Source organism: Bradyrhizobium sp. SZCCHNRI20481, from assembly GCF_032485055.1.
Lineage (GTDB): Bacteria > Pseudomonadota > Alphaproteobacteria > Rhizobiales > Xanthobacteraceae > Bradyrhizobium.
Window position 1 is genome coordinate 200254 of record NZ_JAUEUE010000011.1, and the last position, 24286, is coordinate 224539.

The 24286-nt window shown below is 65.9% G+C and carries 18 protein-coding genes; 9 read left to right on the forward strand and 9 right to left on the reverse strand.

The annotated features are described in order from the left end of the window. Nucleotides 1–42: 42 nt before the first annotated feature. Nucleotides 43–2079: a HAMP domain-containing methyl-accepting chemotaxis protein gene (locus QX132_RS19500; RefSeq protein WP_316162468.1), complete on the reverse strand. Its 2037-nt coding sequence runs from the start codon at nucleotides 2077–2079 to the stop codon at nucleotides 43–45. Nucleotides 2080–2378: 299 nt separating this feature from the next. Between QX132_RS19500 and QX132_RS19505 the strand changes: the two genes are divergently transcribed. The 4 genes from QX132_RS19505 (at nucleotide 2379) to QX132_RS19520 (ending at nucleotide 7565) form a co-directional block, all read left to right on the forward strand. Next, nucleotides 2379–2864, forward strand: coding sequence for a (2Fe-2S)-binding protein (locus tag QX132_RS19505; RefSeq protein ID WP_315717018.1), 486 nt, complete (start codon nucleotides 2379–2381; stop codon nucleotides 2862–2864). A gap of 99 nt (nucleotides 2865–2963) precedes the next feature. After that, nucleotides 2964–5303, forward strand: coding sequence for a xanthine dehydrogenase family protein molybdopterin-binding subunit (locus tag QX132_RS19510; RefSeq protein ID WP_315740751.1), 2340 nt, complete (start codon nucleotides 2964–2966; stop codon nucleotides 5301–5303). 68 nt (nucleotides 5304–5371) lie between these two features. Then, nucleotides 5372–6172, forward strand: a complete 801-nt coding sequence (locus tag QX132_RS19515; RefSeq protein WP_315773906.1) for a xanthine dehydrogenase family protein subunit M — start codon at nucleotides 5372–5374, stop codon at nucleotides 6170–6172. A gap of 280 nt (nucleotides 6173–6452) precedes the next feature. After that, nucleotides 6453–7565: a CaiB/BaiF CoA-transferase family protein gene (locus QX132_RS19520; protein WP_316162566.1), complete on the forward strand. Its 1113-nt coding sequence runs from the start codon at nucleotides 6453–6455 to the stop codon at nucleotides 7563–7565. A gap of 368 nt (nucleotides 7566–7933) precedes the next feature. On the opposite strand, the gene hppD is transcribed toward QX132_RS19520, so the two are convergent. Beyond that, nucleotides 7934–9052, reverse strand: coding sequence for a 4-hydroxyphenylpyruvate dioxygenase (gene hppD, locus QX132_RS19525; protein ID WP_316162470.1), 1119 nt, complete (start codon nucleotides 9050–9052; stop codon nucleotides 7934–7936). 121 nt (nucleotides 9053–9173) lie between these two features. On the opposite strand from hppD, the gene QX132_RS19530 reads away from it, so the two are divergent. Together QX132_RS19530 and QX132_RS19535 are read left to right on the forward strand one after the other, a co-directional pair. Further along, nucleotides 9174–9653 carry an Lrp/AsnC family transcriptional regulator gene (locus QX132_RS19530; protein WP_316162471.1) on the forward strand — a complete coding sequence of 160 codons (480 nt, stop codon included), beginning with the start codon at nucleotides 9174–9176 and terminating at the stop codon, nucleotides 9651–9653. An 89-nt stretch (nucleotides 9654–9742) separates the two neighbouring features. Then, nucleotides 9743–10054, forward strand: coding sequence for a DUF1272 domain-containing protein (locus tag QX132_RS19535; protein ID WP_316162473.1), 312 nt, complete (start codon nucleotides 9743–9745; stop codon nucleotides 10052–10054). Between the two features lie 178 nt (nucleotides 10055–10232). Here QX132_RS19535 and fahA read toward each other — a convergent pair whose 3' ends face one another. From fahA to QX132_RS19560, 5 genes are all read right to left on the reverse strand, one after another. Continuing rightward, on the reverse strand, nucleotides 10233–11507 hold the full coding sequence (gene fahA / locus QX132_RS19540; protein WP_316162475.1) for a fumarylacetoacetase: 1275 nt from the start codon (nucleotides 11505–11507) through the stop codon (nucleotides 10233–10235). Between the two features lie 117 nt (nucleotides 11508–11624). Next, the gene (gene hmgA / locus QX132_RS19545) at nucleotides 11625–12971 is read right to left on the reverse strand and encodes a homogentisate 1,2-dioxygenase (protein WP_316162477.1); all 1347 of its coding nucleotides are present in this window, start codon (nucleotides 12969–12971) and stop codon (nucleotides 11625–11627) included. Next, nucleotides 12971–13927, reverse strand: coding sequence for an MBL fold metallo-hydrolase (locus QX132_RS19550; RefSeq protein WP_316162479.1), 957 nt, complete (start codon nucleotides 13925–13927; stop codon nucleotides 12971–12973). Before QX132_RS19550 ends, hmgA begins: the two co-directional genes overlap by 1 nt. A 27-nt stretch (nucleotides 13928–13954) precedes the next feature. Beyond that, entirely contained in the window at nucleotides 13955–14182 is a 228-nt protein-coding gene (locus tag QX132_RS19555) for a DUF2783 domain-containing protein (protein WP_315750764.1), read from the reverse strand. A 12-nt stretch (nucleotides 14183–14194) separates the two neighbouring features. Beyond that, a complete protein-coding gene (locus tag QX132_RS19560; protein ID WP_316162480.1) occupies nucleotides 14195–15829 on the reverse strand; it encodes an FAD-dependent oxidoreductase in 1635 nt (544 codons plus the stop codon). A gap of 166 nt (nucleotides 15830–15995) precedes the next feature. Between QX132_RS19560 and QX132_RS19565 the strand changes: the two genes are divergently transcribed. Beyond that, complete coding sequence (locus tag QX132_RS19565) at nucleotides 15996–16553, forward strand: MarR family winged helix-turn-helix transcriptional regulator (RefSeq protein ID WP_316162482.1); 558 nt, start codon at nucleotides 15996–15998, stop codon at nucleotides 16551–16553. Nucleotides 16554–16687: 134 nt separating this feature from the next. Here the strand turns inward: QX132_RS19565 and QX132_RS19570 are convergent, their stop codons facing one another. Beyond that, entirely contained in the window at nucleotides 16688–19141 is a 2454-nt protein-coding gene (locus QX132_RS19570; protein WP_316162484.1) for an adenylate/guanylate cyclase domain-containing protein, read from the reverse strand. 258 nt (nucleotides 19142–19399) lie between these two features. After that, nucleotides 19400–21478 (reverse strand): AsmA family protein, encoded by a 2079-nt coding sequence (locus tag QX132_RS19575; protein ID WP_316162485.1) that lies wholly within the window; start codon nucleotides 21476–21478, stop codon nucleotides 19400–19402. A gap of 212 nt (nucleotides 21479–21690) precedes the next feature. Here QX132_RS19575 and QX132_RS19580 point away from each other — a divergent pair, with 212 nt between their 5' ends. Together QX132_RS19580 and QX132_RS19585 are read left to right on the forward strand one after the other, a co-directional pair. Next, a complete protein-coding gene (locus QX132_RS19580; RefSeq protein ID WP_315740764.1) occupies nucleotides 21691–22365 on the forward strand; it encodes a Crp/Fnr family transcriptional regulator in 675 nt (224 codons plus the stop codon). Nucleotides 22366–22631: 266 nt separating this feature from the next. Further along, nucleotides 22632–24266 (forward strand): glycosyltransferase family 39 protein, encoded by a 1635-nt coding sequence (locus tag QX132_RS19585; RefSeq protein ID WP_316162487.1) that lies wholly within the window; start codon nucleotides 22632–22634, stop codon nucleotides 24264–24266. Nucleotides 24267–24286: the final 20 nt, after the last annotated feature.

The following is a 24286-nucleotide window of genomic DNA, read 5'->3' on the forward strand; positions in this document are numbered from 1 at the left end:
GCATTGGCGAGCGGCGCGAAGACCAGCCTGTCGCCGCAAAACTCACGCCGCGCGGATGTTGGCCATGAAGCGGTTGAGCTCCGCGCGCAGCCGCGCGCTCTCCGAGGACAGCGACTGGGCCGAGCGCAGCACCTCCTCCGAGGCTTCGCCGGTCTGGGTCGCGCCGCGATTGACCTGCGTGATGTCGGTGGCGGCGGCCTGCGTGCCTGCCGCGACGCTCTGCACGTTCCTGGCGATCTCCTGGGTCGCGCCGCCCTGCTGCTCGACCGCGGTGGCGATCGACGCGGCGATGGTCGAGATCTGGCGGATCGTGCCGCCGATCTGCTTGATCGCCGTCACCGACTCCTGGGTCGCCGCCTGCATGCCGGAGATGTGGTTGGAGATGTCGTCGGTCGCCTTGGCGGTCTGCTCGGCCAGCGACTTGACCTCGGAAGCCACCACCGCAAACCCGCGGCCGGCATCGCCGGCGCGGGCCGCCTCGATGGTCGCGTTCAGGGCCAGCAGGTTGGTCTGCTCGGCAATCGCGGTGATCAGCTTGACGACGTCGCCGATCTCCTGCGCCGCACGCGACAGCTTGCCGATGCGCCCGTCGGTCTCCTCGGCCTGGGCCACGGCGGATTCCGCGATGCGGCTGGACTCGCGGACCTGGCGGCCGATCTCGTTGACCGAGGCCGACAGCTCGTCGGTCGCGCTCGCCACCGAGTGGATGCGGCCCGTGGCCTGGTCGGAGGTGCCGCTGACGCGGCTCGCCAGCGACTGCGTGGTCTCCGCGGTGCGCGTCAGGGTCGAGGCCGCCTGCTCGAGATGCTCGGCCGAGGTTGAGACGTTGGACACGATCGAGCCGACGGCGGTCTCGAACTCGTCGGCGAAGCGGATGAGCTCGGCCCGCCGCGCGGCGCCCGCCGCCCTATTCTGGGCGTCCTGCGTCGCAGCGTCGCGCTCGGCCTTGGCCACCGCCTGGACCTTGAACTCCTCGACCGCCGCCGCCATCTCGCCGATCTCATCGGCACGCCCGAGGCCGGGCAGCCGGACGTCGAAATTGCCCGAGGCGAGCTCGCGCATCGCCTTGCACATCGTGATCATCGGCTTGGAGATGCCGTTGCCGAGCATCAGCGCCAGCACGGCGCCGAGCGTCAGCCCGCCGATCGCCAGCATTGCGATCAGCCGCTCGATGTCCGCGATGGTGGTGTTGGTGGCGGCCTCGATGCGCTGCTGGTCGGAGGCGACCTCGGATTTCAGCCCGTTCGACAGCGCGATGATCTCGGTCCCGACCACGCTCATCTCCTGTTCGAGCTTGCCGAGCGCCTTCATGTTCTCCGACAGCTTGATGAAGGCGGCGCGGTACTGCTTGATCAGGTCGCCGAGCTCGGCGACGCGCTGAGTGATCTTCTCGTCATTGGCATAGATCGTCACCAGCGAGGTTTCCAGGAAGCGCGTGCGCGCGATGGCGCCGTCGGCCGTCTTGGCATCGGGCTTGGCGATGTAGGTCCCGACCAGCGCGGACACGGTCAGGTACTGGCCGGTGAGGTCCTTGGCCGTGGTCTGCACCGACGGCAGGCCGGCCAGCGCGGCGGTGTCTGCCAGATCATCGAACTTGAAGCGGATCTTGTTGCCGATGAGGCCGATCTGGTCGGTCGCCAGCTTCGCGTTCTCGCGGGTCAGAGCAACGATGCTCGAGAATGTCTTGGCGAAGGCCTGAAACTGCGCCTGCAGCTTGCCGACCTGCGCCCGCCGCTCGGCGCCGGTCGCCGCCATGGATTTGTCGATCGCGGCCTGGAGTGCCTGCTGGGCAGCGGTGGCCGCCGCCTCGTCGTCGGCTTTGCCGGTCAGGGCATAATAACGGGCGAGCGCCTGGTACGAGACCAGCTCGCGATCGATGGTGCGGGTGGTGTCGGCTTCGGCAACGCTGCCGCGATAGGCTGCCACCGCCGCGGCGACCCGCTCGAATCCCAGATAGGAGAAGCCGATGCTGGCAGCAGAGATCGCCAGCACAACGGCGAAGCCAAGGACGATCTTGCCGCGAAAACGCAGGGTCAGAAAATTGGCACGCCGCGACTGCGGCGCAAGCTGCGCAGACATTCCCACCCCCGACACGCCATTCTTTAATATTGGCCAGAAACCAAACCGCCCGGCGGCAACGCACCAAAGCGTGATCAAAACTACGTCACAATGGCTAAGGGGCGGTAAATGGGCAGCGTCGGCCTACGGCCTGCGCTTCACCTGCGCCGGTGCCGGCTCGCGTGGCGCGCCACATGCGACCGGATCGCCGATGCCGCGCGCAAGACGTCGCAATGACATCGGAGACGAAAATTCGAGTTGCAAAGTCCTGAGGGCGCTGTTTCTAATCAGAATAAGAATAATTCATCGGGAGGTTACTCGTGTCGACAGTCAAACTGACGGTGAACGGCAAGGCGGTCTCGGTCGAGGCCGAGGATCGCACCCTGCTCGTTCACCTCCTGCGGGATCATCTGAACCTCACCGGCACCCATGTCGGCTGTGACACCAGCCAATGCGGCGCCTGCGTCGTCCATATCGACGGCCGTGCCGTGAAATCCTGCACCGTGCTGGCCGGCCAGGCCGCCGGCGCCAACGTCACCACCATCGAAGGCATCGCCAAGGGCGACGAGCTGCACCCGATGCAGGCGGCCTTCCGCGACAATCACGGCCTGCAATGCGGCTATTGCACGCCGGGGATGATCATGTCGGCCATCGATATTGTGCACCGCCACGGAGGCGAGCTCGACGAGAGCACGGTGCGTGAGGAGCTGGAAGGCAACATCTGCCGCTGCACCGGCTATCACAACATCGTCAAAGCCGTGCTCGACGCTGCCGGACGGATGAAGGTCGCGCAAGCTGCCGAATGAGGCCGGCGAGAGCCGCCGTTTACCGCAATACCGAGACCACGACCGCTGCGCGCGATGGCCGCGGCGGGACAACAGAACTCCGGTAGGGGAGAGATTCGCATGGGTATGGAAGGCATTGGCGCCAGCGTCGTCCGCAAGGAGGACAAGCGTTTCATCACCGGCAAGGGCCGTTACGTCGACGACGTCAAGCTGTTGGGCATGACCTTTGCCCATTTCATCCGCAGCCCGCACGCGCACGCCAAGGTCAAGAGCATCGACTCCTCGGCCGCCGAGGCGATGCCTGGCGTGGTCGCGGTGCTCACCGGCCGCCAGATCGTCGACGACAAGGTCGGCAACCTGATCTGCGGCTGGGCCATCACCTCCAAGGACGGCTCGCCGATGAAGATGGGCGCATGGCCGGCGATGGCGCCGGAGACCGTGCGCTTCGTCGGCCAGGCCGTGGCCGTGGTGATCGCCGAAAGCAAGAACCTCGCACGTGACGCCGCCGAGGCAGTCGTGGTGGAGTACGAGGAGCTGCAGGCCGTCGCCGACATGCCCTCCGCGCTGAAGCCCGGCGCGCCGCAGCTTCACCCGGAAGCCCCCGGCAACGTCGTCTACGACTGGTCGATCGGCGACGAGGCCGCGGTCAACGCCGCCTTCGCCAAGGCCGCCAACGTCGTCACCCTGGAATTGACCAACAACCGGCTGGCACCGAACGCGATGGAGCCGCGCGCGGCGATCGCCGAGTACGATGCGGCCGAGGAGCATTTCACGCTCTATACGACGTCGCAGAACCCGCACGTCGCTCGCCTGGTGCTGTCGGCGTTCTACAACATCGCACCAGAACACAAGCTGCGCGTGATCGCCCCTGACGTCGGCGGCGGCTTCGGCTCCAAGATCTTCATCTACCCGGAAGAGATGGTGGCGCTGTGGGCCTCCAAGAAGGTCGGCCGTCCGGTGAAATGGACCGGCGACCGCACCGAGGCGTTCCTGACCGACGCGCACGGCCGCGACCACATCTCCAAGGCCGAGATGGCGTTCGATGCCGACAACAAGATCCTTGGCCTGCGGGTCAAGACCCACGCCAATTTCGGCGCCTACATGTCGCTGTTCTCGTCGTCGGTGCCGACCTATCTGTACGCGACCCTGCTGTCGGGCCAGTACAACATTCCGGCGATCTATGCCGAGGTGATGGGCGTCTACACCAACACCACGCCGGTCGACGCCTATCGTGGCGCCGGACGCCCGGAGGCGAGCTATCTGCTGGAGCGGCTGATCGAGACGGCGGCGCGCCAGTTGAAGGTCGATTCGGCCGATCTCCGGCGGAAGAACTTCATCACCCAGTTCCCGCACCAGACCCCGGTGATCATGGCCTACGACACCGGTGACTTCAACGCCTCGCTCGACGCGGCGATGAAGGCGATCGACTATGCCGGTTTCCCGGCCCGCAAGGCGGCGGCAAAGGCGCAGGGCAAGCTGCGCGGCCTCGGCCTGTCCTGCTACATCGAAGCCTGCGGCATCGCGCCGTCGAAGGCGGTCGGCAGCCTCGGCGCCGGCGTCGGCCTGTGGGAGTCCGCGGAGATCCGCGTCAACCCGGTCGGCACCATCGAGGTCCTCACCGGATCGCACAGCCACGGCCAGGGCCACGAGACCACCTTCTGCCAGCTGATCGCCGAACGCCTGGGCGTGCCGATCAGCCAGGTCTCGATCGTTCATGGCGACACCGACAAGGTGCAGTTCGGCATGGGCACCTACGGCTCGCGCTCGGCCGCCGTCGGTCTCACGGCGATCCTGAAGGCGATGGAGAAGGTCGAGGCCAAGGCCAAGAAGATCGCAGCCCACGCACTCGAAGCGTCGGAAGGCGACATCGTCATCGAGAACGGCGAGTTCAAGGTGACCGGCACCGACAAGTCGATCGCGCTGCCGATGGTCGCGCTCGCCGCCTACACCGCGCACAACCTGCCGGACGGCATGGAGCCCGGATTGAAGGAGACTGCCTTCTACGATCCGACCAACTTCACCTTCCCGGCCGGCACCTATATCTGCGAGCTCGAGGTCGATGAGGCCACCGGCAAGACGTCGTTCGTCAACTTCGTCGCGGCGGACGATTTCGGCCGGCTGATCAACCCGATGATCGTCGAGGGCCAGGTTCATGGCGGTCTGGTCCAGGGCATCGGCCAGGCACTGCTCGAGCACGCGATCTACGACAGCAACGGCCAGCCGGTCACCGCGTCCTTCATGGACTACGCGATGCCGCGCGCCGACGACGTGCCGTCGTTCAAGCTGAGCCACACCACGACCCTGTGCCCGGGCAATCCGCTCGGCGTGAAGGGCTGCGGCGAGGCCGGCGCGATCGGCGCATCCGCCGCCGTGATCAATGCGATCACGGATGCGATCGGCAACAACAAGCTGGAAATGCCGGCGACGCCCGACCGCGTCTGGCACGCGATCCACGGTTGATCATCGCTCCGGGGCGCGCGCAGGCGCGGCCCCGGAATGATCTCGATGAAAAATTCAGGGAGATTCCCATGTACGAGACGACCTACCATCGCGCCTCCTCGGTCGACGAAGCGGCGGCGCTGTTCGCCAAGGGCAGCGAAGCCAAGTTCCTGGCCGGCGGCCACACCCTGCTTCCGGTCATGAAACAGCGCCTCGCCAGCCCGTCCGATGTCATCGACATCGGCAAGATCAAGGACCTGATCGGCGTGCAGCTGTCCGGCGACACGCTCGTGATCAAGGCGGCGACGACCTATTACGACATCATGACCAATGCCGACGTGAAGAAGGCGATCCCCGCGATCTCCTACCTCACCTCGGTGCTCGGCGATCCCGCCGTGCGTCACCGCGGCACCATCGGCGGCTCGATCGCCAACAACGATCCGGCCGCGGATTTCCCGGCGGCACTGATCTCGCTCGGCGCGACCGTGAAGACCAACAAGCGCACGATCTCGGCGGATGATTTCTTCAAGGGCCTGTTCACCACGGCGCTCGAGGACGGCGAGATCATCACCGAGGTGTCGTTCCCGGTGCCGGAGAAGGCGGGCTATGCCAAGATGCGCCATCCGGCGTCGCGCTTCGCGCTGACCGGCGTGTTCGTGACCAAGACGAAGGGCGGCGACGTCCGCGTCGCCGCCACCGGCGCCTCGCAGAGCGGCGTGATGCGCGTGCCCGCGATCGAGGCGGCGCTGAAGTCAAACTGGTCGGCCTCGGCGATCGACGGCGTCAGCATCCCGGCGAGCGGCCTGCTCAGCGACATCCACGGCTCGGCTGATTACCGCGCCAATCTGGTGAAGGTGATGGCGCAGCGCGCGGTGCAAGCCGCGGGCTGACCTCACAACGCGGATCATTCCGCGCAACGGCACAACAAATTCCACACGGCGCGCAGCGATGCGCGCCGTTTTGCTTTGCGACATACGGCGCGCTTGCGTTGGCCGGATACACGCGGGACAATCGCGGATCAGGAAACGCATCGCGCGTGATGATGTCTGGTTGATGCGGACAGCAGCCAAGCACACCCACCTCCCCTGGAGAGGGAGGGTGAAGGTCGCGGCGACCATCTTTGTCCGATCGACCTCATCACGCGCCGAAGCACCGCAGGGACAAGACAACGTGCTCGACAAGACCGCCCCACAGACCGAGACCCGCGCCACCGGACCGCTCGCGGGCTTTCGCATCGTCGAGTTCGCCGGCATCGGACCGGGTCCGTTCGCCTGCATGCTGCTGGCCGACATGGGCGCGGAGGTGGTGACGCTCGATCGCGTCGGCGCGCGCAAGACCATGAAGTCGGTCGCCGGTCGCGGCCGCAAGGTCATCGAGCTCGACCTCAAGGACAAGGCCGTCATTGCCGAGGTGCTCGACCTGCTCGCCGGCGCCGACGCGCTGATCGAAGGTTTCCGGCCCGGCGTGATGGAGCGGCTCGGCCTCGGCCCCGACGTCGTGCTCGCGCGCAATCCCAAGCTGGTCTATGGCCGCATGACCGGCTGGGGCCAGCAGGGACCGTTGGCGCAAGCGGCCGGCCACGACATCAACTACATCTCGATCACCGGCGCGCTGGCCGCGATCGGACCCAGGGAGCGGCCGGTGCCGCCGCTCAACCTGGTCGGCGATTTCGGCGGCGGTGCGCTCTACCTCGTCGTCGGCGTGCTCGCCGCACTGCTCGAAGCCTCGAAGTCCGGCAAGGGGCAGGTGGTGGACACCGCGATGTGCGACGGCGCGGCCTCGCTGCTCGCGATGTTCTTCGACCTCACCGCGATGGGCCGCTGGACGGAGGGACGCGAGCGCAACTTCCTCGACGGCGGCGCGCATTTCTATGGCGTCTACGAATGCGCCTGCGGCAACTTCATCTCCATCGGCTCGATCGAGCCGCAATTCTACGCGCTGCTGCGCCAGCATGCCGACCTGTCCGATCCCGCCTTCGACGCGCAGATGGACCCGCGCGCCTGGCCGGCGCTGAAGGAGAAGCTGGTCGCCGTGTTCAAGAGCAAGACGCGCGAGCAATGGTGCGCGATCATGGAGGGCACCGATATCTGCTTCGCGCCGGTGCTCACCATGTCCGAGGCGCCAAAGCACGCCCACATGGCCGCCCGCGGCGTCTTCGTCGAGCGCCACGGCATCACCCAGCCCGCCCCCGCCCCACGCTTCTCGCGCACGCCGTCGACGATACGGGAGCCGGAGGTGGTGGAGATTGGGGCTGTCGTGAGTGCGTGGAAGGCTGGCGGGTAAGCGATTGCGGCGCGGTCGCGCCGATCAACGCTGCGCGACAATCCCGATGCCAGTGAGTTGACGACGCCCGCGCCTCACCCTCGATGTCGTCCCCGCGAACGCGGGGACCCATAACCACCGGCCGCAGTTTGGCGAAAATCGTCTGCGACTATGCCCTATCGATAGATCACGCGGTATGGGTCCCGGGTCGGCGCCCGACGCCGCTGGCGCGTCGTCGGGCTTGCCCGGGACGACAGTTGAGGGTTTGGCGACATCCTGCCTCCAATCACGCCGTCATTGCGAGCGCAGCGAAGCAATCCAGGGTGCGGACGGAAGTCTGGATTGCTTCGTCGCTCTGCTTCTCGCAATGACGGGCGCATCTCCTCCACCTACTCCGCCGCCTCCACCTTCAGCACGCCGCGGCGGATCTGGTCCTCTTCGATCGATTCGAACAGCGCCTTGAAGTTGCCTTCGCCAAAACCGTCGTCGCCCTTGCGCTGGATGAACTCGAAGAAGATCGGGCCGATCGCATTGGCCGAGAAGATCTGCAGCAGCACCTTGGTGTGGCCGCCATCGACCACGCCCTCGCCGTCGATCAGGATGCCGTTGCGCTTGAGGCGGGTGACGTCCTCGCCATGCCCGGGCAGGCGCGCTTCGATGCGCTCGAAATAGGTCTCGGGCGGCGACGGCATGAACGGCAGGCCCGACGCGCGCAGGCCCTCGACGGTGGCGTAGATGTCGCGGGCGCCGCAGGCGATGTGTTGGATGCCCTCGCCGCGATAGATCTTGAGGTACTCCTCGATCTGGCCGGAATCCCCGGCATCCTCGTTGATCGGAATCCGGATCTTGCCGTCGGGACTGGTCAGCGCGCGCGAGAACAGTCCGGAGGCGCGGCCCTCGATGTCGAAGAAACGGATCTGGCGGAAGTTGAACAGTTTTTCGTAGAAGCCGGCCCAGACGTCCATGCGACCGCGATGCACGTTGTGGGTCAGGTGATCGATGTAGTAGAGGCCGGAGCCGATGGGGCGCGGGTCGCGCTCGCCGATCCACCCGAATTCGAGATCATAGGCCGAGCCCTTGGCACCGTAGCGATCGACGAGATAGAGCAGGCTGCCGCCGATGCCCTTGAGTGCGGGCACGTCCAGCGTCTTCTGGGCCGGCGGCAGATCGGCCGGCTCGGCGCCGAGCGCGATCGCCCGCGCATAGGCCTTCTTCGCGTCGACCACCCTAAACGCCATCGACGGCGCGCACGGGCCATGCGCGGTGACGAACTCGTGACCGTGGCTGCCGGGCTCCTCGTTCACGAGGTAGTTGATGTCACCCTGGCGGTACAGCGTAATCGCCTTGGTCTTGTGGCGCGCGACCGCGGCGAAGCCCATCAGCTTGAACAGCGCGTGCAGCTCGCTTGCTTCGGGGTGCGCATATTCGACGAACTCGAAGCCGTCCGTGCCCATCGGGTTGTCGGCGGAGATGGTGGCAGGAGGTGCATCGTGCGGAAATGGACCCATGGGGGAAGCTCCTTCAGCTTGATGGGCGGATCATCTCCCGAATTCCGCGCACGGGGCATGCAAACCATTGTCATTTTCGCAAAAATATGCACGATCCATGCACATTCAGAGGAAATGACGCATGATTTCTGTCGATAGCTTCGATCTCCGCATCCTCGCCGCACTGCAGGACGACGGCCGGCTCACCAACCAGGAGCTGGCCGACCTCGCCGGGCTCTCGGCCTCGCAAGGCTCGCGACGGCGGATGCGGCTGGAGGAGGACGGCGTCATCGCGGGCTATCGCGCGCAGCTATCCGGCACGTCCCTGGGCTTCGAGCTGATCGCCTTCATCCAGATCACCCTGGCGACGCATTCGCCCGACAACGCGCAGAAGTTCCGTGCGCTGGTGAACCGCGTCGACGACATCCAGGAGGCTTACGCGCTGACCGGCGACTCCGATTATCTGCTCAAGGTCGTGCTGCGCGACCTCAAGAGCCTGTCCGACATCGTCAACAATGTGCTGATGCCACACCAGAGCGTGGCGCATGTGCGGTCGTCGATCGTGCTCGACCGGCTGAAGGAGAGCGCGAAGCTGCCGCTGGCGTCGCTGTCTGCTGGCTGACGACGTGGCGCAAATCGAGGGAATTGCGCCATTCAACACCGTCGCGGCTTTTGCGACAGTCACATCATTCCAACATCTGCGAGACGAACATGGCGCTGCAGCTTCGCCCGAACTGCGAATATTGCGACAAAGACCTGCCACCGGCAGCAACGGACGCGCGCATCTGCTCCTACGAATGCACCTTCTGCACCGACTGCGTCGAGACCAAGCTGTTCAACGTCTGCCCGAACTGCGCCGGCGGCTTCGCGCCACGGCCGATCCGGCCCGCGCGAGAATGGCGGCCGGGCGTCTGCACGGTGAAGCAGGTGCCATCGGACAAGCGCGTGCATCTGAAATATGCGGCCGAGGACGTCGCGGCCTTCGTGGCTGGTATCAAGAGCGTGGCGCCGGAAGAGCGCTGATCTCTATCCCCGTCATTCCGGGGCGCGCGCAGCGCGAGCCCGGAATCCATACTCACGATCGAGATTTTGGATGGAAGGCTTAGCCACGGGCGGCTCGCGTCACCACATCCGCCTGTGGTTATGGATTCCGGGCTCGGCCCTGCGGGCCGCCCCGGAATGACGGCGGTGGGTGGAGTGGCTACTCGGCCGCGACGATCGTGCCTTCGACCTCGCCGAAGCCGACCCGATAGCCGTTGCCCTGGCACCAGCCGCGCATCACCAGAGAGTCGCCGTCCTCAAGAAACGTGCGCTTCACGCCGCCGGCGAGCTCGACCGGCTCGGTGCCATTCCAACTGATCTCCAGCAGGCTGCCGCGCTGATGCTTCTCCGGGCCGGAGATCGTGCCGGACCCGAGGAGATCGCCGACACTCATGGCACAGCCGGACGAGGCATGGTGCATCAGCTGCTGCACGCTCGACCAGTACATGTACCTGAAATTGGTCTGCGCGATGGTCTGCGCGGCGTTGCTGCCGGAGGCACGCAAGGCCACGTCGAGGGAGAGATCGTAGTTCTGCGCGGCCTTCTGCTGCAGGTAGGGCAGCGGCGTTGGATCCTGCGTTGGCCCCGACACGCGGAACGGCTCCAGCGCCTCCCGCGTCACCACCCACGGGCTGATCGACGTCGCAAACGCCTTGGCTTGGAACGGGCCGAGGGGCACATATTCCCATTGCTGGATATCGCGTGCGCTCCAGTCGTTGAGCAGCACGAAGCCGAAGATCATCGCCTCCGCCTGCGCCTCGCTCAGCATCTCGCCGAGCGGCGACGACTGGCCGATGACGACGCCCATCTCCAGCTCGAAATCGAGCCGCTTGCACGGCCCGAAGCTCGGCACCTCGGCGCTCGGCGGCTTCAATTGCCCGCGCGGCCGGCGCACCTTGGTGCCGGAGACGATCACGGTCGAGGCGCGGCCATTATAGCCGATCGGCATGTGCAGCCAGTTCGGCTGCAGCGCATTGTCCTTGCCGCGGAACATGACGCCGACATTCGTGGCGTGCTCCTTCGACGAATAGAAATCGGTGTAGCCGGCGACGTCGAACGGCAGATGCAACGTGACGTCCTGGCGCGGCAGCAGCGCCCGGCTGCGCAGCGGCTTGTCGTCACGCAGCCGCGGATTGTCGTGGCGCAGCAGTGCGCTGATCGCAGCCCGCGTCTTCGACCACACGGCGGGGCCGAGCGCCATGAAGGCATTCAGCGAGGATTGCGCGAACACCTCATAGGCCGGCGCCAGATCGAGCAGGCCTTCGTCCTCGAGCACGGCGAGGTCGAGCACGAACTCGCCGATGGCGACACCGACGCGTGGCTTTGGCGAATCGGCGGCGGAGAACACACCGTAGGGCAGGTTCTGGATCGGGAAGTCGGAGGCTGGATCGACCGGGATGAAGGAGCGGAGCGAGGGATCGTTGGGATGAGTCAAAATGCTTCTCCGGACTACGTCGTCATGCCCGGGCTTGACCCGGGCATCCATCTCTCACCGCACAGAGAATGTCGTGGATGGCCGGGTCAAGCCCGGCCATGACGGCATTCTCCCAGTTCAAGGCCTGTTCGGATCGAAACGCTTCTCCAGTCCGTTCCAGCAATCGGCGTAGTCGCTCTGCATGGTGCCGGACTCCGCGGCGTGCTTGGTGATCCGCTGCGGGAAGCGCGTCTCGAACATGAAGGCCATCGTGCCCGTGAGCTTCACCGGCTTCAACTCGCCATTGCTGGCGTGATCGAACGCCTCGCGATCTGGCCCGTGCGGCAGCATGCAATTGTGCAGGCTCATGCCGCCGGGCACGAAGCCCTGCGGCTTGGCGTCATAGACGCCGTAGATCAGACCCATGAACTCCGACATGATGTTCATGTGATACCACGGCGGACGGAAAGTGTTGTCGGCCACCATCCAGCGCTCGGGGAAGATCACGAAATCGATGTTGGCCGTGCCGGCGGTTTCCGACGGCGAGGTCAGCACGGTAAAGATCGACGGATCGGGATGATCGAAGCCGATGGCGCCGACCGGCGAGAAGGTGCGCAGGTCATATTTATACGGCGCGTAGTTGCCGTGCCAGGCAACGACGTCGATCGGCGAGTGCCTGAGCTCGGTCTTGAACAGCGCGCCGCCCCATTTCACGTAGAGTTCGGTCGGCGTATCCTTGTCCTCATACGAGGCCACCGGGGTCAGGAAGTCGCGCGCATTGGCAAGACAATTCGCGCCGATCGGGCCGCGCTCCGGCAAGGTGAAGGCGCCGCCATAATTCTCGCAGAGATAGCCACGTGCCGGTCCCGCCGGAATCTCCACCCGGAACTTGACGCCGCGCGGGATCACGACGATCTCGCCAGGCTCGGCGTCGATGCGGCCGAACTCGGTGACGAACAGCAAACGGCCCTGCTGCAGCACGAACATCAGCTCGCCGTCGGCATCGTAGAAGTGCTGGTCGACCATCGACTTGGTGATGACGTAGACATGCGCCGCCATGCCGGCCTGGGTCGTGGCATCGCCGGCCGTGGTCATGGTCTGCACACCCTGCAGAAACGTCACATCGCCTGCCGGAAGCGGCGTCGGATCCCAGCGCAGCTGCTGCACCGTGATCTCCTGCTCGTGACACGGCGCGGTGCGCCACAACCCGGCATCGACCTTCGCGAATCGGCCGGAGTGCTTCACCGAGGGCCGGATGCGGTACAGCCAGGAGCGCTCGTTGGAGCCGCGCGGCGCGGTGAACGGCGAGCCAGACAGCTGCTCGGCGTAGAGCCCATAGGCGCAGCGCTGCGGCGAGTTGCGCCCGATCGGCAGCGCGCCGGGCAGCGCCTCGGTCTCGAACGAATTGCCGAAGCCGGACATGTAGCCCGGCGTGACCTGTCCCGATGCGCGGTGCAACTGGTCAGGCGATGTGTTGATGTTCATCATCCTTCTCCTTGCAGGCGGGCCCACATCTCGCGGTCGCGCTCGGCGGTCCAGATCACGGGATCGTCGATGCCGCTGGCTTCGTCATAGGCGCGCGACACGTTGAACGGCAGGCAGTGCTCGTAGATGGCGAAGCTCGAGAATTTCGGATCCATCACTTCGCGCGTGGCGGCCATGGACTCCTTGAGGCTGCGCCCCCTGGCGACCGACATCTCGGCCGCGCCATACAGCGACGAGACGAAGTCGCGCGTCATCGCGATCGCCTCGCGCACCGTGGTCTCGCCCTTCAGCGCGTCGCCGCGGCCGGGCGCGATCGCCTTGGGATTGAAGTCGCGGACCTCGTTCAGGGTCGACGGCCATTCGCGCAAATAGGCGTCGCCGCAATAACAGGCCGAGTGATATTCGATGAGATCGCCGGAGAACATCACCTCGGCGTCCGGCACCCAGGCGACGATGTCACCGGACGTATGGCCCGCACCGAGCTGGATCAGTTGCACCTCGCGCTTGCCGAGATGGATCGTCATCTCGCCATCGAAGGTGAGCGTCGGCCAGGTCAGGCCAGGAATGCTCTCGGCATCCTGGAATAGGCGCGGGAAGCGGCCGTATTCGGAGTCCCAGTCCTGCTGTCCCCGCTCCACGATCAGCCGGCGCGTCTCCTGCGACGCAACAATGCCCTGCGCGTGATAGGCCGAGGCGCCGAGCACGCGCACCGCGTGGTAGTGCGACAGCACGACATATTTGATCGGCTTGTCGGTCACCGTCCTGACGCGCTCGATCACCTTGTTGGCCATCGCCGGCGTCGCCTGGGCATCGAACACGATGCAGCCGTCGTCGCCGACGATGACCGCAGAGTTCGGGTCGCCCTCCGCCGTGAAAGCATAGAGATCCGGGCCGATCTCCGAGAAGGTGACCTTCTTCTCGGCGAGATCCGTGGTCGATGCGAAACCTTTCGCCATCACTTCATTCCTTGTGTGCGCAGCAGCCTATTGCTGCTGCTGTTGTTGCTGTTGGCCGGCATCCGCCATGCTGCGTTTCGCCAGCGCGATCGCCTCGCCCAGCACACCGATGTCACCGATGTGATTGGCGAGGATCAGGACCAATGCCGCATCGAGGTCGGCGCTTTCGAGGTCCGAGAGGCCCCGATGGGCTTCGACGATGGCGCGAAAGGCATCGTCGGGCTTGGCGAAATTGGAAGCGGTCGAGAGTGTCATCGTTGCGGCTCCTCAGCTCAGGCCGGAGGCGCGTGCGACCGCCGCCGCGATCGCGGCGCGGCGCGGATGCCGGAAGCGCGCCGCGACATAGCCGTCCGGACGCAGCAGATAGGATGTGCCGGGTTCGGCCCCGTAACGCTTGCCCGCGAAACCCTCGCCATCGGCAAGTCCATTCGGACCGCCGATGCTGACGACACCGACATCGTCGGGCACATCGATCGCCTCACCATTGGCAAAGGACAGCAGGGTGAAACGCCGGCCCTGAGCATTGAATGCATCGGTGAGATGAAGGTGCCGTCCGTCTGCCGTCTCGAGCGGCGCATCCGGCATCGATGTTCCCGGACAAGGGCCACTGTGCCAAGCCTCGTCGTCTTCGGTCGACAGCGGCGTCTGGTAGACCGAGGGAACCGACAGCCGGCCGCCATTGACCATGCGCTTGCCGAATTCGGTGTCCCTGGCGAGCGCGAGCACCACCTTGCGTAGCCGCGCCTCCTGGTGCGAATTCGGCGCCATGAAATCCGTCGCCCGCGTGGACTCGCGAATGTTTTCGTCGGCCGCTGCGCTTCGCTCCAGATGATAGGTTTCGAGCAGCGCCGCGGGCGAGGTACCGCGCAGCACGCGATCGAGCTTCCAGGCCAAGTTCTCGGCATCCTCCAGCCCCGAATTGGCACCGCGCGCGCCGAACGGCGAGACCTGATGGGCGGAATCGCCGGCAAAAACGACGCGACCATGAATGAAGCGTTCCATGCGCCGGCACTGGAATTTGTAGAGCGAGATCCATTCGAATTCGAACTGATCATGGCCGAGCATGCGCGCGATCCGTGGCCGCACATTCTCCGGCTGCTTCTCGACGTTGGGATCGGCATACCGACTGAGCTGCAGGTCGATGCGCCAGACATTGTCCGGCTGCCGGTGCAACAGCGCCGAGCGCCCGGCATGGAACGGCGGATCGAACCAGAACCAGCGCTCGGTGGGGAATTCAGCCGTCATCCTGACGTCGGCGATCAGGAACTGATCCTCGAACACCTTGCCGGAAAAACCCGCGCCGACCATCTGGCGCAGCGAGGAGCGCGCGCCATCGCAGGCGATCACGTATTGCGCCGATAGCCGATAGGCGCCATCCGGCGTCTCGATCGTCAGCACGACATGATCGTTGCGCTGCTCCAGCGCCGTCACCTTGTTGCGCCAGCGCAGCGAGATCTCCGGCAGCGCGTTGACGCGATCGACCAGATAGGCCTCGGCGTAGAACTGCTGCAGGTTGATGAAGGCCGGCCGCTTGTGCCCGGGCTCCGGCAGCAGGTTGAACTGATAGAGCTCGGACGGACCGTGGAAGATGCGGCCGACGTTCCACACCACGCCCTTGTCGACCATCCGGTCGCCGACGCCGAGGCGATCCCAATATTCCAGCGAGCGCTTGGAGAAGCAGATCGCGCGCGAGCCCTCGCCGATACGGTCGGCATCATCGAGCACCACGACGGCATGGCCGCGCTGCGCAAGATCGATCGCGAACGACAGCCCGACGGGACCCGCACCCACGACGACGACCGGATGCGCGGCCGGCGTGGCCTGATCCTGGTCTTCGTGCCGATGATAGCCGAACTGAACCTTCGCCTGGCTCGCGCCCTGCCCCGGATTGGCCTGCACCATGGCTTGCTCGCCTTGTGGTTTTCTTGGACTTTCGAAGCGACGACTTTCGAAGCGACCGACATTTCCTCGGGCGAGGCCATTCGGCCGTCTTGCCAGATAGTCTCACCTGCAACTATTCTAAAGCCGACGGCTTCGGCCGCGTCAACTCAAAAATCGGAGCGCGATCTTGGCGAAGCCATCCAGCGCGGCGTCCAGGCGGCAGGCGAAGCCGGTCGAGGATGACCGAAATGCCGCAGTGCCGCAGGAAGACGAGCGGCTCGACCTGTTCAAGTTCGCGCCATTCCGGCTCAACCGTCTGGCCGCCGAGGTCAGCGCGGCGCTCGCCGTCGAATATCGGGAGCGCTATGGGCTCGACATTCCGGAATGGCGCGTGCTCGCGACGCTCGGCTTCCGCCGCGAGGCCTGCAGCGCGCAATATGTCGCGGCGTGCACCCGCACGCACAAATCGACCATCAGCCGGGCCGTGACGTCGTTGCTGGAGCGGCGGCTGATCGAGCGCGTCGAGAACGCCGAGGATCGCCGCGAGTTCCGTCTGCGCCTGACACGTAAGGGCAAGACGCTTTACGAGGAGCTGATCCCGCGTTTGCAGCAGCGCGAGCGCGAAATCATGGCATGCCTGTCGGCCGACGAGCGCAAGACGTTCGACCGCCTGATCGGCAAGATCGAGGAGAGCCTCGATCTGATCCAGACCAGCGAGGAGGCCGATGCGAAGCAGGCCTATTGAGCCGAGCTTCGTCCGGTGGGCAAAGCGCCGAAGGTGACCCGTGCCCACATCCTTCGTCAAACGACAGCGATGGGCACGGGGGCGCGCGAGACTGCCGTCGACGACGAGCAAGGCGCCGCGCGCCTTTGCCCGCCCTACTTGTTAGTCGCCGACGATCGCCGCCGCTCCTCGACTTCGACCACGTCGGCGCCCTCTCCGCGCCAGCGCAAAATCTCCATCGCCAGCACCGGGTGATTGAAGCCCTTGAGATGCAGGTCGTCGATCGGCCTGGCATCGACCGACTGTTCGACCACGCCGAACACCCGGCGCGACACGATCACTTGTCCTGCCTTGGCTTCGTCGCATAGCCGCGAGGCGAGATTGGTGACGCTGCCGATCGCGGCGTATTCGAGCCGGTGCTCGAAGCCGACCTGGCCGAGCGTCGCATACCCCAGTGCAATGCCGACGCCGAACCCCAGGCTATGGCCGCGATTTTTCCAGCGCTCCGTCAATTGGCCGATCTCGTCGCGCATTTCGAGAGCCATCTTCACCGCGCGCATGGTGTGATCCTCGAACCGGATCGGCGCATTGAACAGGATCATCACGCCGTCGCCGGCATAGCGATCGAGCGTGCCCTCATATTTGAAGATGAGCTTGCCGAGCGCGGCGTGATATTCACGCAGCACGTTCATCGCCTCTTCGGGCTCGGTCGTCTCGGTAAACGCGGTGAAGCCGCGCAGATCGCAGAACACCACCGTGACCTCGCGGCGGTGGCTTTCCAGCAGCGCATCATGGCCGTCCGACGACGCGATGATCTGCGCGACCTGCGGCGCCAGGAAGCGCTCCAGCCGTCTGATCCGCTCGATCTCCGCCAGTTGCTTCTCGACCCGCTCCTCGAGCGACTTGTTCCATTCGCGCAGCTGCTCGGTCTGCTCGGTGAGCTTTTCGGCCTGCTGCTGCACCGTCGCGTGGGTCAGCGCGAGCTCGCGGCCCTTCTGATCGACCTCGGTGAACAGTCGTGCGTTGCGCATCGCCAGCACGGCCTGGTTGGCAAATGTCCGCATCAGTCCGATCAGGTTCGGCGGGAACGTGCCGGCCGACCGCCGGAGCACCACGAGCGCGCCGAGCACGCCCTGCTGATCGACCAGCGGCGTGAACAGCACGGCGTGAAAGCCGGCGGCGACCGCGACGTCACGCAGCGGGTGATCGGGTGCGCTTTCGAGCTCGGCGATCGCGATCGGCTCGCCGCTGCGCACGGAGTCGGAGAGCAGGCTCGTCCGCTCGTCCAGCACATTGTGCGCGCCGTCCCGGTCGACGCCCTTGGCCTCCACCAGCCTGAAGCCGCGTTCGGCGGCCTCATAGGAATAGATCAGCACGGCGTCGGTCTTGGTGATCTCCAGCGCCCGGGCCGCCACCGTCGGCAGCACGGCATTGAGATCGAGCGAGGAGGCCACCGCGCGGCCGACCTCCTCGAGCACCTTCAGCTCATTGATCGACTGAGCCAGATCGCGCGTACGCTCCTCGACCTTGGCTTCCAGCACGGCATAGGACTGCGCGAGCTGGCCGGCCATGCTGTTGAACTGATCGGCGAGCTCCTCCAGCTCGTCATTCGTCTTCACCTCGATGCGCTGGGCGAAATCGCCGGCGCCGAGCTTGCGCGCGCCGGCGCGCAACGCGGTGATCGGGACGAGCATGCGTCGCGCCAGCAGCGAGCCCGCGAGGATCGCAACGGCAAGACCGAGCGCAATCAACAGCGCCCCGCGCAACAGCTGATCGCGGATCGGCGCCAATGCGTGCGCGGTAGACTGTTCGAAGAACACGGACCAGCCGAGCTTGGGGAGCGTCGCGACCGCCGAGAGCACGGCGTGGCCGGCGCTGTCCGTACCGGAGGCCAGCGGCTGGCCATCCGGCGTGAGCACCGCCGCGACCTGCGGCAGCTTGGAGAGGTCCTGACCGACCGCCGGCCCCCTCGCCGAGCTCGCCAGCACCTGGCCGCGCGGATCCACCACGTAGGCGGTGCCGACCTTGCCGATCTGCGCCTCGGTCATGAAGTCTTCGAGAAAGTCGAGGTCGATGTCGGCCACGGTCACACCGGCATTGAAGCCGGAATGCGCGACCGAGATCGACATCGTCGGCTGCGCACCCTTGAAGGTCACAGCGGAGAAATTGCTGCCGTGCGTGACGGTGTCGGTGAAGCGCAGGTCGCGCGACAGATCGTTGCCCGAGGAGAACGCGATCGAGGTGCGCGACACCCGGAGCTGTTCCCGGCCCTGACCGTCGAGCTGATAGAGCTGCCGCACAGCCGGCGCCTGACTCAGCAGTTGCACGTAGTCGGCGCGGCGGAGCTCCAGCGTATTGGCGCTCGCCCGCGTCACCCAGCTGATCTGTCGCTGCAGATCCGAGAGCGCCTGATCGATCCGCCGGGCGCTGGCGTCGGCCTTTTCGGCCATGGCGGCGGTCAGGCTCGCTTTGGTGGACTGATAGCTGATCCAGGTTTCGGTCGCGCCATTCACGGCCAGGACGAACACGACGAGCCCGACCAGCGACACGACGTATTTGGCGAACAGGCCCTGCCGCAACGACCAGCCTCTGTTCTCGACCTCGTTCATCCGGACCCCTCACGCGCGTCATCGCCGAGGTCAGCCTCGGACAAGCGCGTCCGCTGCCGTCCTCGCGGCAGCGACACCTCGGAGACGGGACCGTGCGGGTGCGAGACGGTCCGTCGCCGGCATCCGTTTAGCACATAATGACAAGCAGAGCCGCGCGTGCAGTGCGCACCCGCGCCGCCCGTTGTTTGCGCGGTTGGCCTTGAACCCCTCCACCGCTCGGAGGAGATCCCTGCGGATTCGGTTGCCTGCGGTTCTATATTACCTATTGAAGATTCGCTTCAGTACGTCGTTCATCGGCTGGCTATCCTGCGCGCCGTCCTGCCGAGGCTCGGCGGGGGCGGCCTCCGCCGAGCCCTGGCCGGCATCGCCCGAAGACGGCGGAACAGCGCCGCCCTGGGGCGCAACCAGCGTACGGCCGCGGCCCTTGGCCTGCGGCTGCGCGCCCTGCTGCAGCCCTTGCTGAATCAGATTGCCGATCGCCGATCCGAGATCGCCGCCGAGCAGGTCGGATTGGCCGGCCGCCGGGGCCTGCGCGTTCGGAGCCACCGTCGATGGCGCGCCGTTCGAACCGGCGTTGGGCGCAGCATTTCCGATGAGGCCGCCGATGCCGTTGATCAGATTGTTCAGCCCGGCTCCGTCCTTGCCGAACAGGCCCTGGCCCATCTGCTTGAGCCTGGCGTAGGCAGCATCCGGATTGTCGAGGATGCCGGCCATGTCGGGGTAGAAGCGCGGCTGACTCCAGGGGCCGTCGATGACGATGGGAATCCCGAGACCAACCGGCTCCGAGGTGCGGCCCTGCCCCTCGGTCGTCATCACGAGCTTCGGCTCGACGCGCATCGCCAGCGCCCGATTGCTCAGATCGATCGTCCCCGCACCGGTGACCTTGACCAGCGGTCCGACCAGGTTGAGGTCACTGGTGGCGGCCTGCCCGCGCTCGACCTGGAACGAGGCCGAGAGCTGCGTGAGATCGGTCGTCAGCTCCTTCGAATCCTGCCATCCCGACAGCGGATTGGCCGTCAATGAGCGGATCATCTGCGCGACGTTGATGCCGCGGATAGCGCCGTCCTGGAACAGCAGGAACGCCGAGCCGCTCAGGTTGCTCATGAGAGCCTGCTGGCTGGCGCCGCTGGAGCGCAAGGCCAGCTTGCCCTGCATCCGCGCATCGAGCTTGTCGAATCCGGCGACGCTCGAGAGCAGCGGCAGCGCCCGGATGCCGACGAGATCGCAGTGCATCGCATAGGCCGGATTGCCCGTGGAGGCGTCGATCACGACCTCGCCACTGGCCTGCCCGTCATAGGCGCCAAGATTGGCGACGGTCGCCTTCAGCAGGCCGCCGGCCAGCGAGGCTTCGAGATCAAGCGGACCGAGGCGAGCCCCGGAGAGAACGACATCCGTCGCCGACAGCTTCACGCGCGCATCGACGTAGTTGAGACCGCGCAAGTCGATTGCCGCCGTGCTCCATCCCGACGCGCCGGCAGAGCCCTGCCCCGCAGGTGCTCCCAAGTCGAGCCGGCGAACGTCGAGATCGACCTTCACCAGCGGCTTGCTCGCGAGATCGACCGAGGCCCAGCCGTTGAAATCGCCATCGCCAAGCGTACCGCTGAGGCCGTTGATCATCACCACCGGGCCATTCAGCCGAACGTCGGCGCGGCCAGCAAGGACTCCGCGAAATGCATTGGCCATGTCGATCTTGAAATCGACCGGCAGCGTCTGGCGGTCAATTGGCAGTGCAGGCGCCGCCGCTGTGACGTCGAACGTCACCGGGCGGCCGCCGGCACGGGCCGCGCCCGTGATCTTGACCTTGCCGTCGGACAGAGACGCCGTCGCGCCGATGCCCTCGAGCCGATTCTCGACGCGGTCGCGCGGATTGGAGAGGATGACAGCGCCGTCCCTGACGGTGACCCGTTCGATCCGGACCGCAGGCGCCGCTTCCGACTTCGCCGAGATACGGCTGCGCGGCGCGTTGTCCCGCAGCCGTTCGCGCAGCAGCGGCAGATAGAGTGTGGGCTTGTCGATGATGATCTCGCCGATGTCGGGCCGGCCGGACCACAGGCTCGACAGCGCCACGTCGGCCTGCAGCGTGCCGATCGTCAGCCGATTGTTGCCGTCCCGCTCCTTCGGATCCTGCAGGGTGATGTCCGTCAGGGTCGCATGCAGCGACGGCCACAGGCTGACGCTTGCCGAGCCGGCGATGCTCAGGCGATAGCCGGTGTCACGCTCGACGCGGTCTTGGATGGCGACCGTGAGGAAGCTCGCCGGAAGTCCAAAAGCGAGCGCCAGAGCGAGCACGACGATGACGGCGCCAATCAAACCGCCTGCGATCTTCAATGCCTTCATGTCGATGTCCCAAGCGCAAGGCGCGAGCGGTCTCCACGGGTTAGCGTGCGGCAACGCCGACCCGGTTCAATCCGAATTTTTCTCGGAACGAAGACCGCTCCGAGAGCGACCAACATAGTCGTGAGCGCGTGCGCCATTATGTGACTTATGACACACTTCCGCCCGGGCGGATTCTGTAACTCGGGCTCTGAACCACTGCCGAAGGTATAGTGATGAGCAAGCAGGCCGAATTTGCGGTCATTCTGAAGATGAACCCGATGTTCGCCGACCTCGGCGCGGACGAGCTGCAGCGAATCTCGAGCCTCTGTCACACCCAGCACCTGTCGTCGGGCGAGGTGCTGTTCCAGAAGGGCGACCCCGGCAATGCCCTGTTCGGGGTGCGGCGCGGCCAAATTCGCATCGAGACCGGCGCCACCGACGGCAGCCGGCTGACCCTCAACTTCATGGGGCCCGGCGATCTGTTCGGCGAGGTCGCCGTGCTCGACGGGCAGGAGCGCACGGCGGACGCCACGGCCGGTGAAGCGTCCGAGCTGTTCGTGCTTCGCCGCGAGGATTTCCTCAGCTTCCTGGAACGCGAGCCCAAGGTGGCGATCAGGATCATTCAGCTGCTGTGCCAGCGCATCCGCTGGCAGAGCGAGCGAATGGAGGAATCGGTGCTGCAGCCGCTGCCGGTCCGGCTGGCACGCCGGCTGTGCGCGCTGGCGGAGGATTTCGGCTCCGAGGTTCATATCTCGCAGGAACAGCTCGGCGTCTTCGTCGGCGCGGCGCGTGAAAGCGTGAACCGCCAGTTGCAGGCCTGGCGCAAGGACAAGATCCTGGATCTGCAACGCGGCCGCATCCTGCTGCATGACCTGACGAAGCTGAACACGATCGCACGCAACGAGTAGCAAGCCGGGCGCCCAGCTTCGTTCACCGCGAATTTGTCGATTGCGGGTCCGGTCCATGGCGGGAACCGCCCGTCGTGCATCGTTTGGTATCGGCATCGGCCAAACATGATCGCAATTGGGCCACCACGCCTCACAATTTGCGACATGAACTCTTTTTAACAATTCTAACAGGGTTCAATCCGGCGGCGGAGAGTTCCATTTGCTCGCGCGCGGCTGCGTGCGGGTGGAGCTTTGCGCGCCAGACGAGCGTGGTTGGAAGTAACATCATGAGTCTTGCGTTGCCGGCGATCGCGATCGAGGCCAGTGGTTCGGTTGGCCGTTGGCGCAAAGCTCTCGCGGTCTGGATCGACGCCGTGGAGGATGGTTGGGCCGTTCCGGCCTTGATCGTCGGGTTCGTCGCGGTCTGGATGGTGTATTTCTCGATCGCCTATCTGGGAGGCGATCTCCACCAGGACGTGATCGAAACCTGGTCGCTCGGACGCAGCTTCGACTGGGGCTCGACCAAGCATCCGCCGCTGATGGGCTGGGCCGCGCGGGCCTGGACCACCGTGTTTCCGCTGACCAACTGGTCGTTCAACCTGCTGGCGCTGACCAACGCCGCGGTCGGCCTCTGGGCTGTCGACCTCATCACCCGGCGTTTCGCGCGCGGTGACAAGCGCCTGGTCGTACTGCTGCTGCTCATGCTGCTGCCGGTCTATCAACTGCATGCGCAGCGCTTCAACGCCAACGCCGTGCTGCTGTCGAGCTGGCCGCTGGCGACGTGGTGCTTCCTGCGCTCGTTCGAGACGCGTCACGTCGGCTGGGCCGTCGCAGCCGGCCTGACCGCGGCACTCGCCATGCTCGGCAAGTACTACGCGGTCTTCCTGATCGCGGGCTTTGCGGTCGCAGCGTTGTGTCACGGCGAGCGTCGGGCCTATTTCACCTCGTCCGCGCCCTGGATCGCGGCGCTGTCCGGCCTGGCCGCGCTCGCACCTCACATCTATTGGCTGGCCACGACCGGCGCCCAGCCGTTCTCGCATGCGATCGAGCATCACGTCGGCAAGACCGCTGGGGCCGCCCTGGTCGAGGGCAGCGGTTTCCTGCTGGCGATGGCCGGCATCGCCGGTATCCCCGGCCTCATATGGCTCGCCATGACGCGGCCTCGCCCCACCCGCGTGCTGAACGATGCGCTCAGCCTCGAACCCGGGCTCCGGCTGCTGGCGACAATCAGCATCGGGACCATTGTGTTCCCCGCGCTGGTCTCGGTCGTGTTCGGCACCGACATGCCGCCGCTGTGGGGCCTGCAGGGCGTCTTCCTGTTCGTCATCGTGATCGTGTGCGGCGCGAGCTATCACGCTCCCCGAGACATCACGATCAATCTCGCCGCGGCGACGATCGCGATCGCGGCATTCGCGGCCACCGTCGTGGCGCCCCTCCATGCATTGTACCGGAACTACGTTCCGTTGAACGAGGGCCGCAACTTCTATGAGCCGGCCGTGACCGAGCTCGACCGCCTGTGGCGGACGGCGTCGAACGGCGTCCTCCCCGCCGTCGGCGGCGACGACGGCCTTGCTTTTGCCGCCGCGTTCTACAGTCCCGACCATCCGCGCTATGAAATGGCGCTGGTGCACCCGCACGAGCTGCAGCCTCCGTCCAAAGTGCTGACCGCGCAAGGCTGGGCGGCGCTTTGCTACGACTCCGACATCTCCTGCATCTCGGGCATGCAAGCTGCGGCGGCGCAGGCGCGACGTTCGGTGCGGGCCGATTTCACGCTCCGGACCAAGCTGTTCGGCCTGGAGGGCGCGAGCCAGGGCTTCGTTGCCCTGATCGTTCCGCCTGAGACCGCCGCGCCGCTCGAGAGCACGCCGAGCGAGGCCCACGATCTCAGCGCCCGCCGCCGCATGCCCTCGACCGCGAACTGAAACAGCTCGTTCCAAGCACG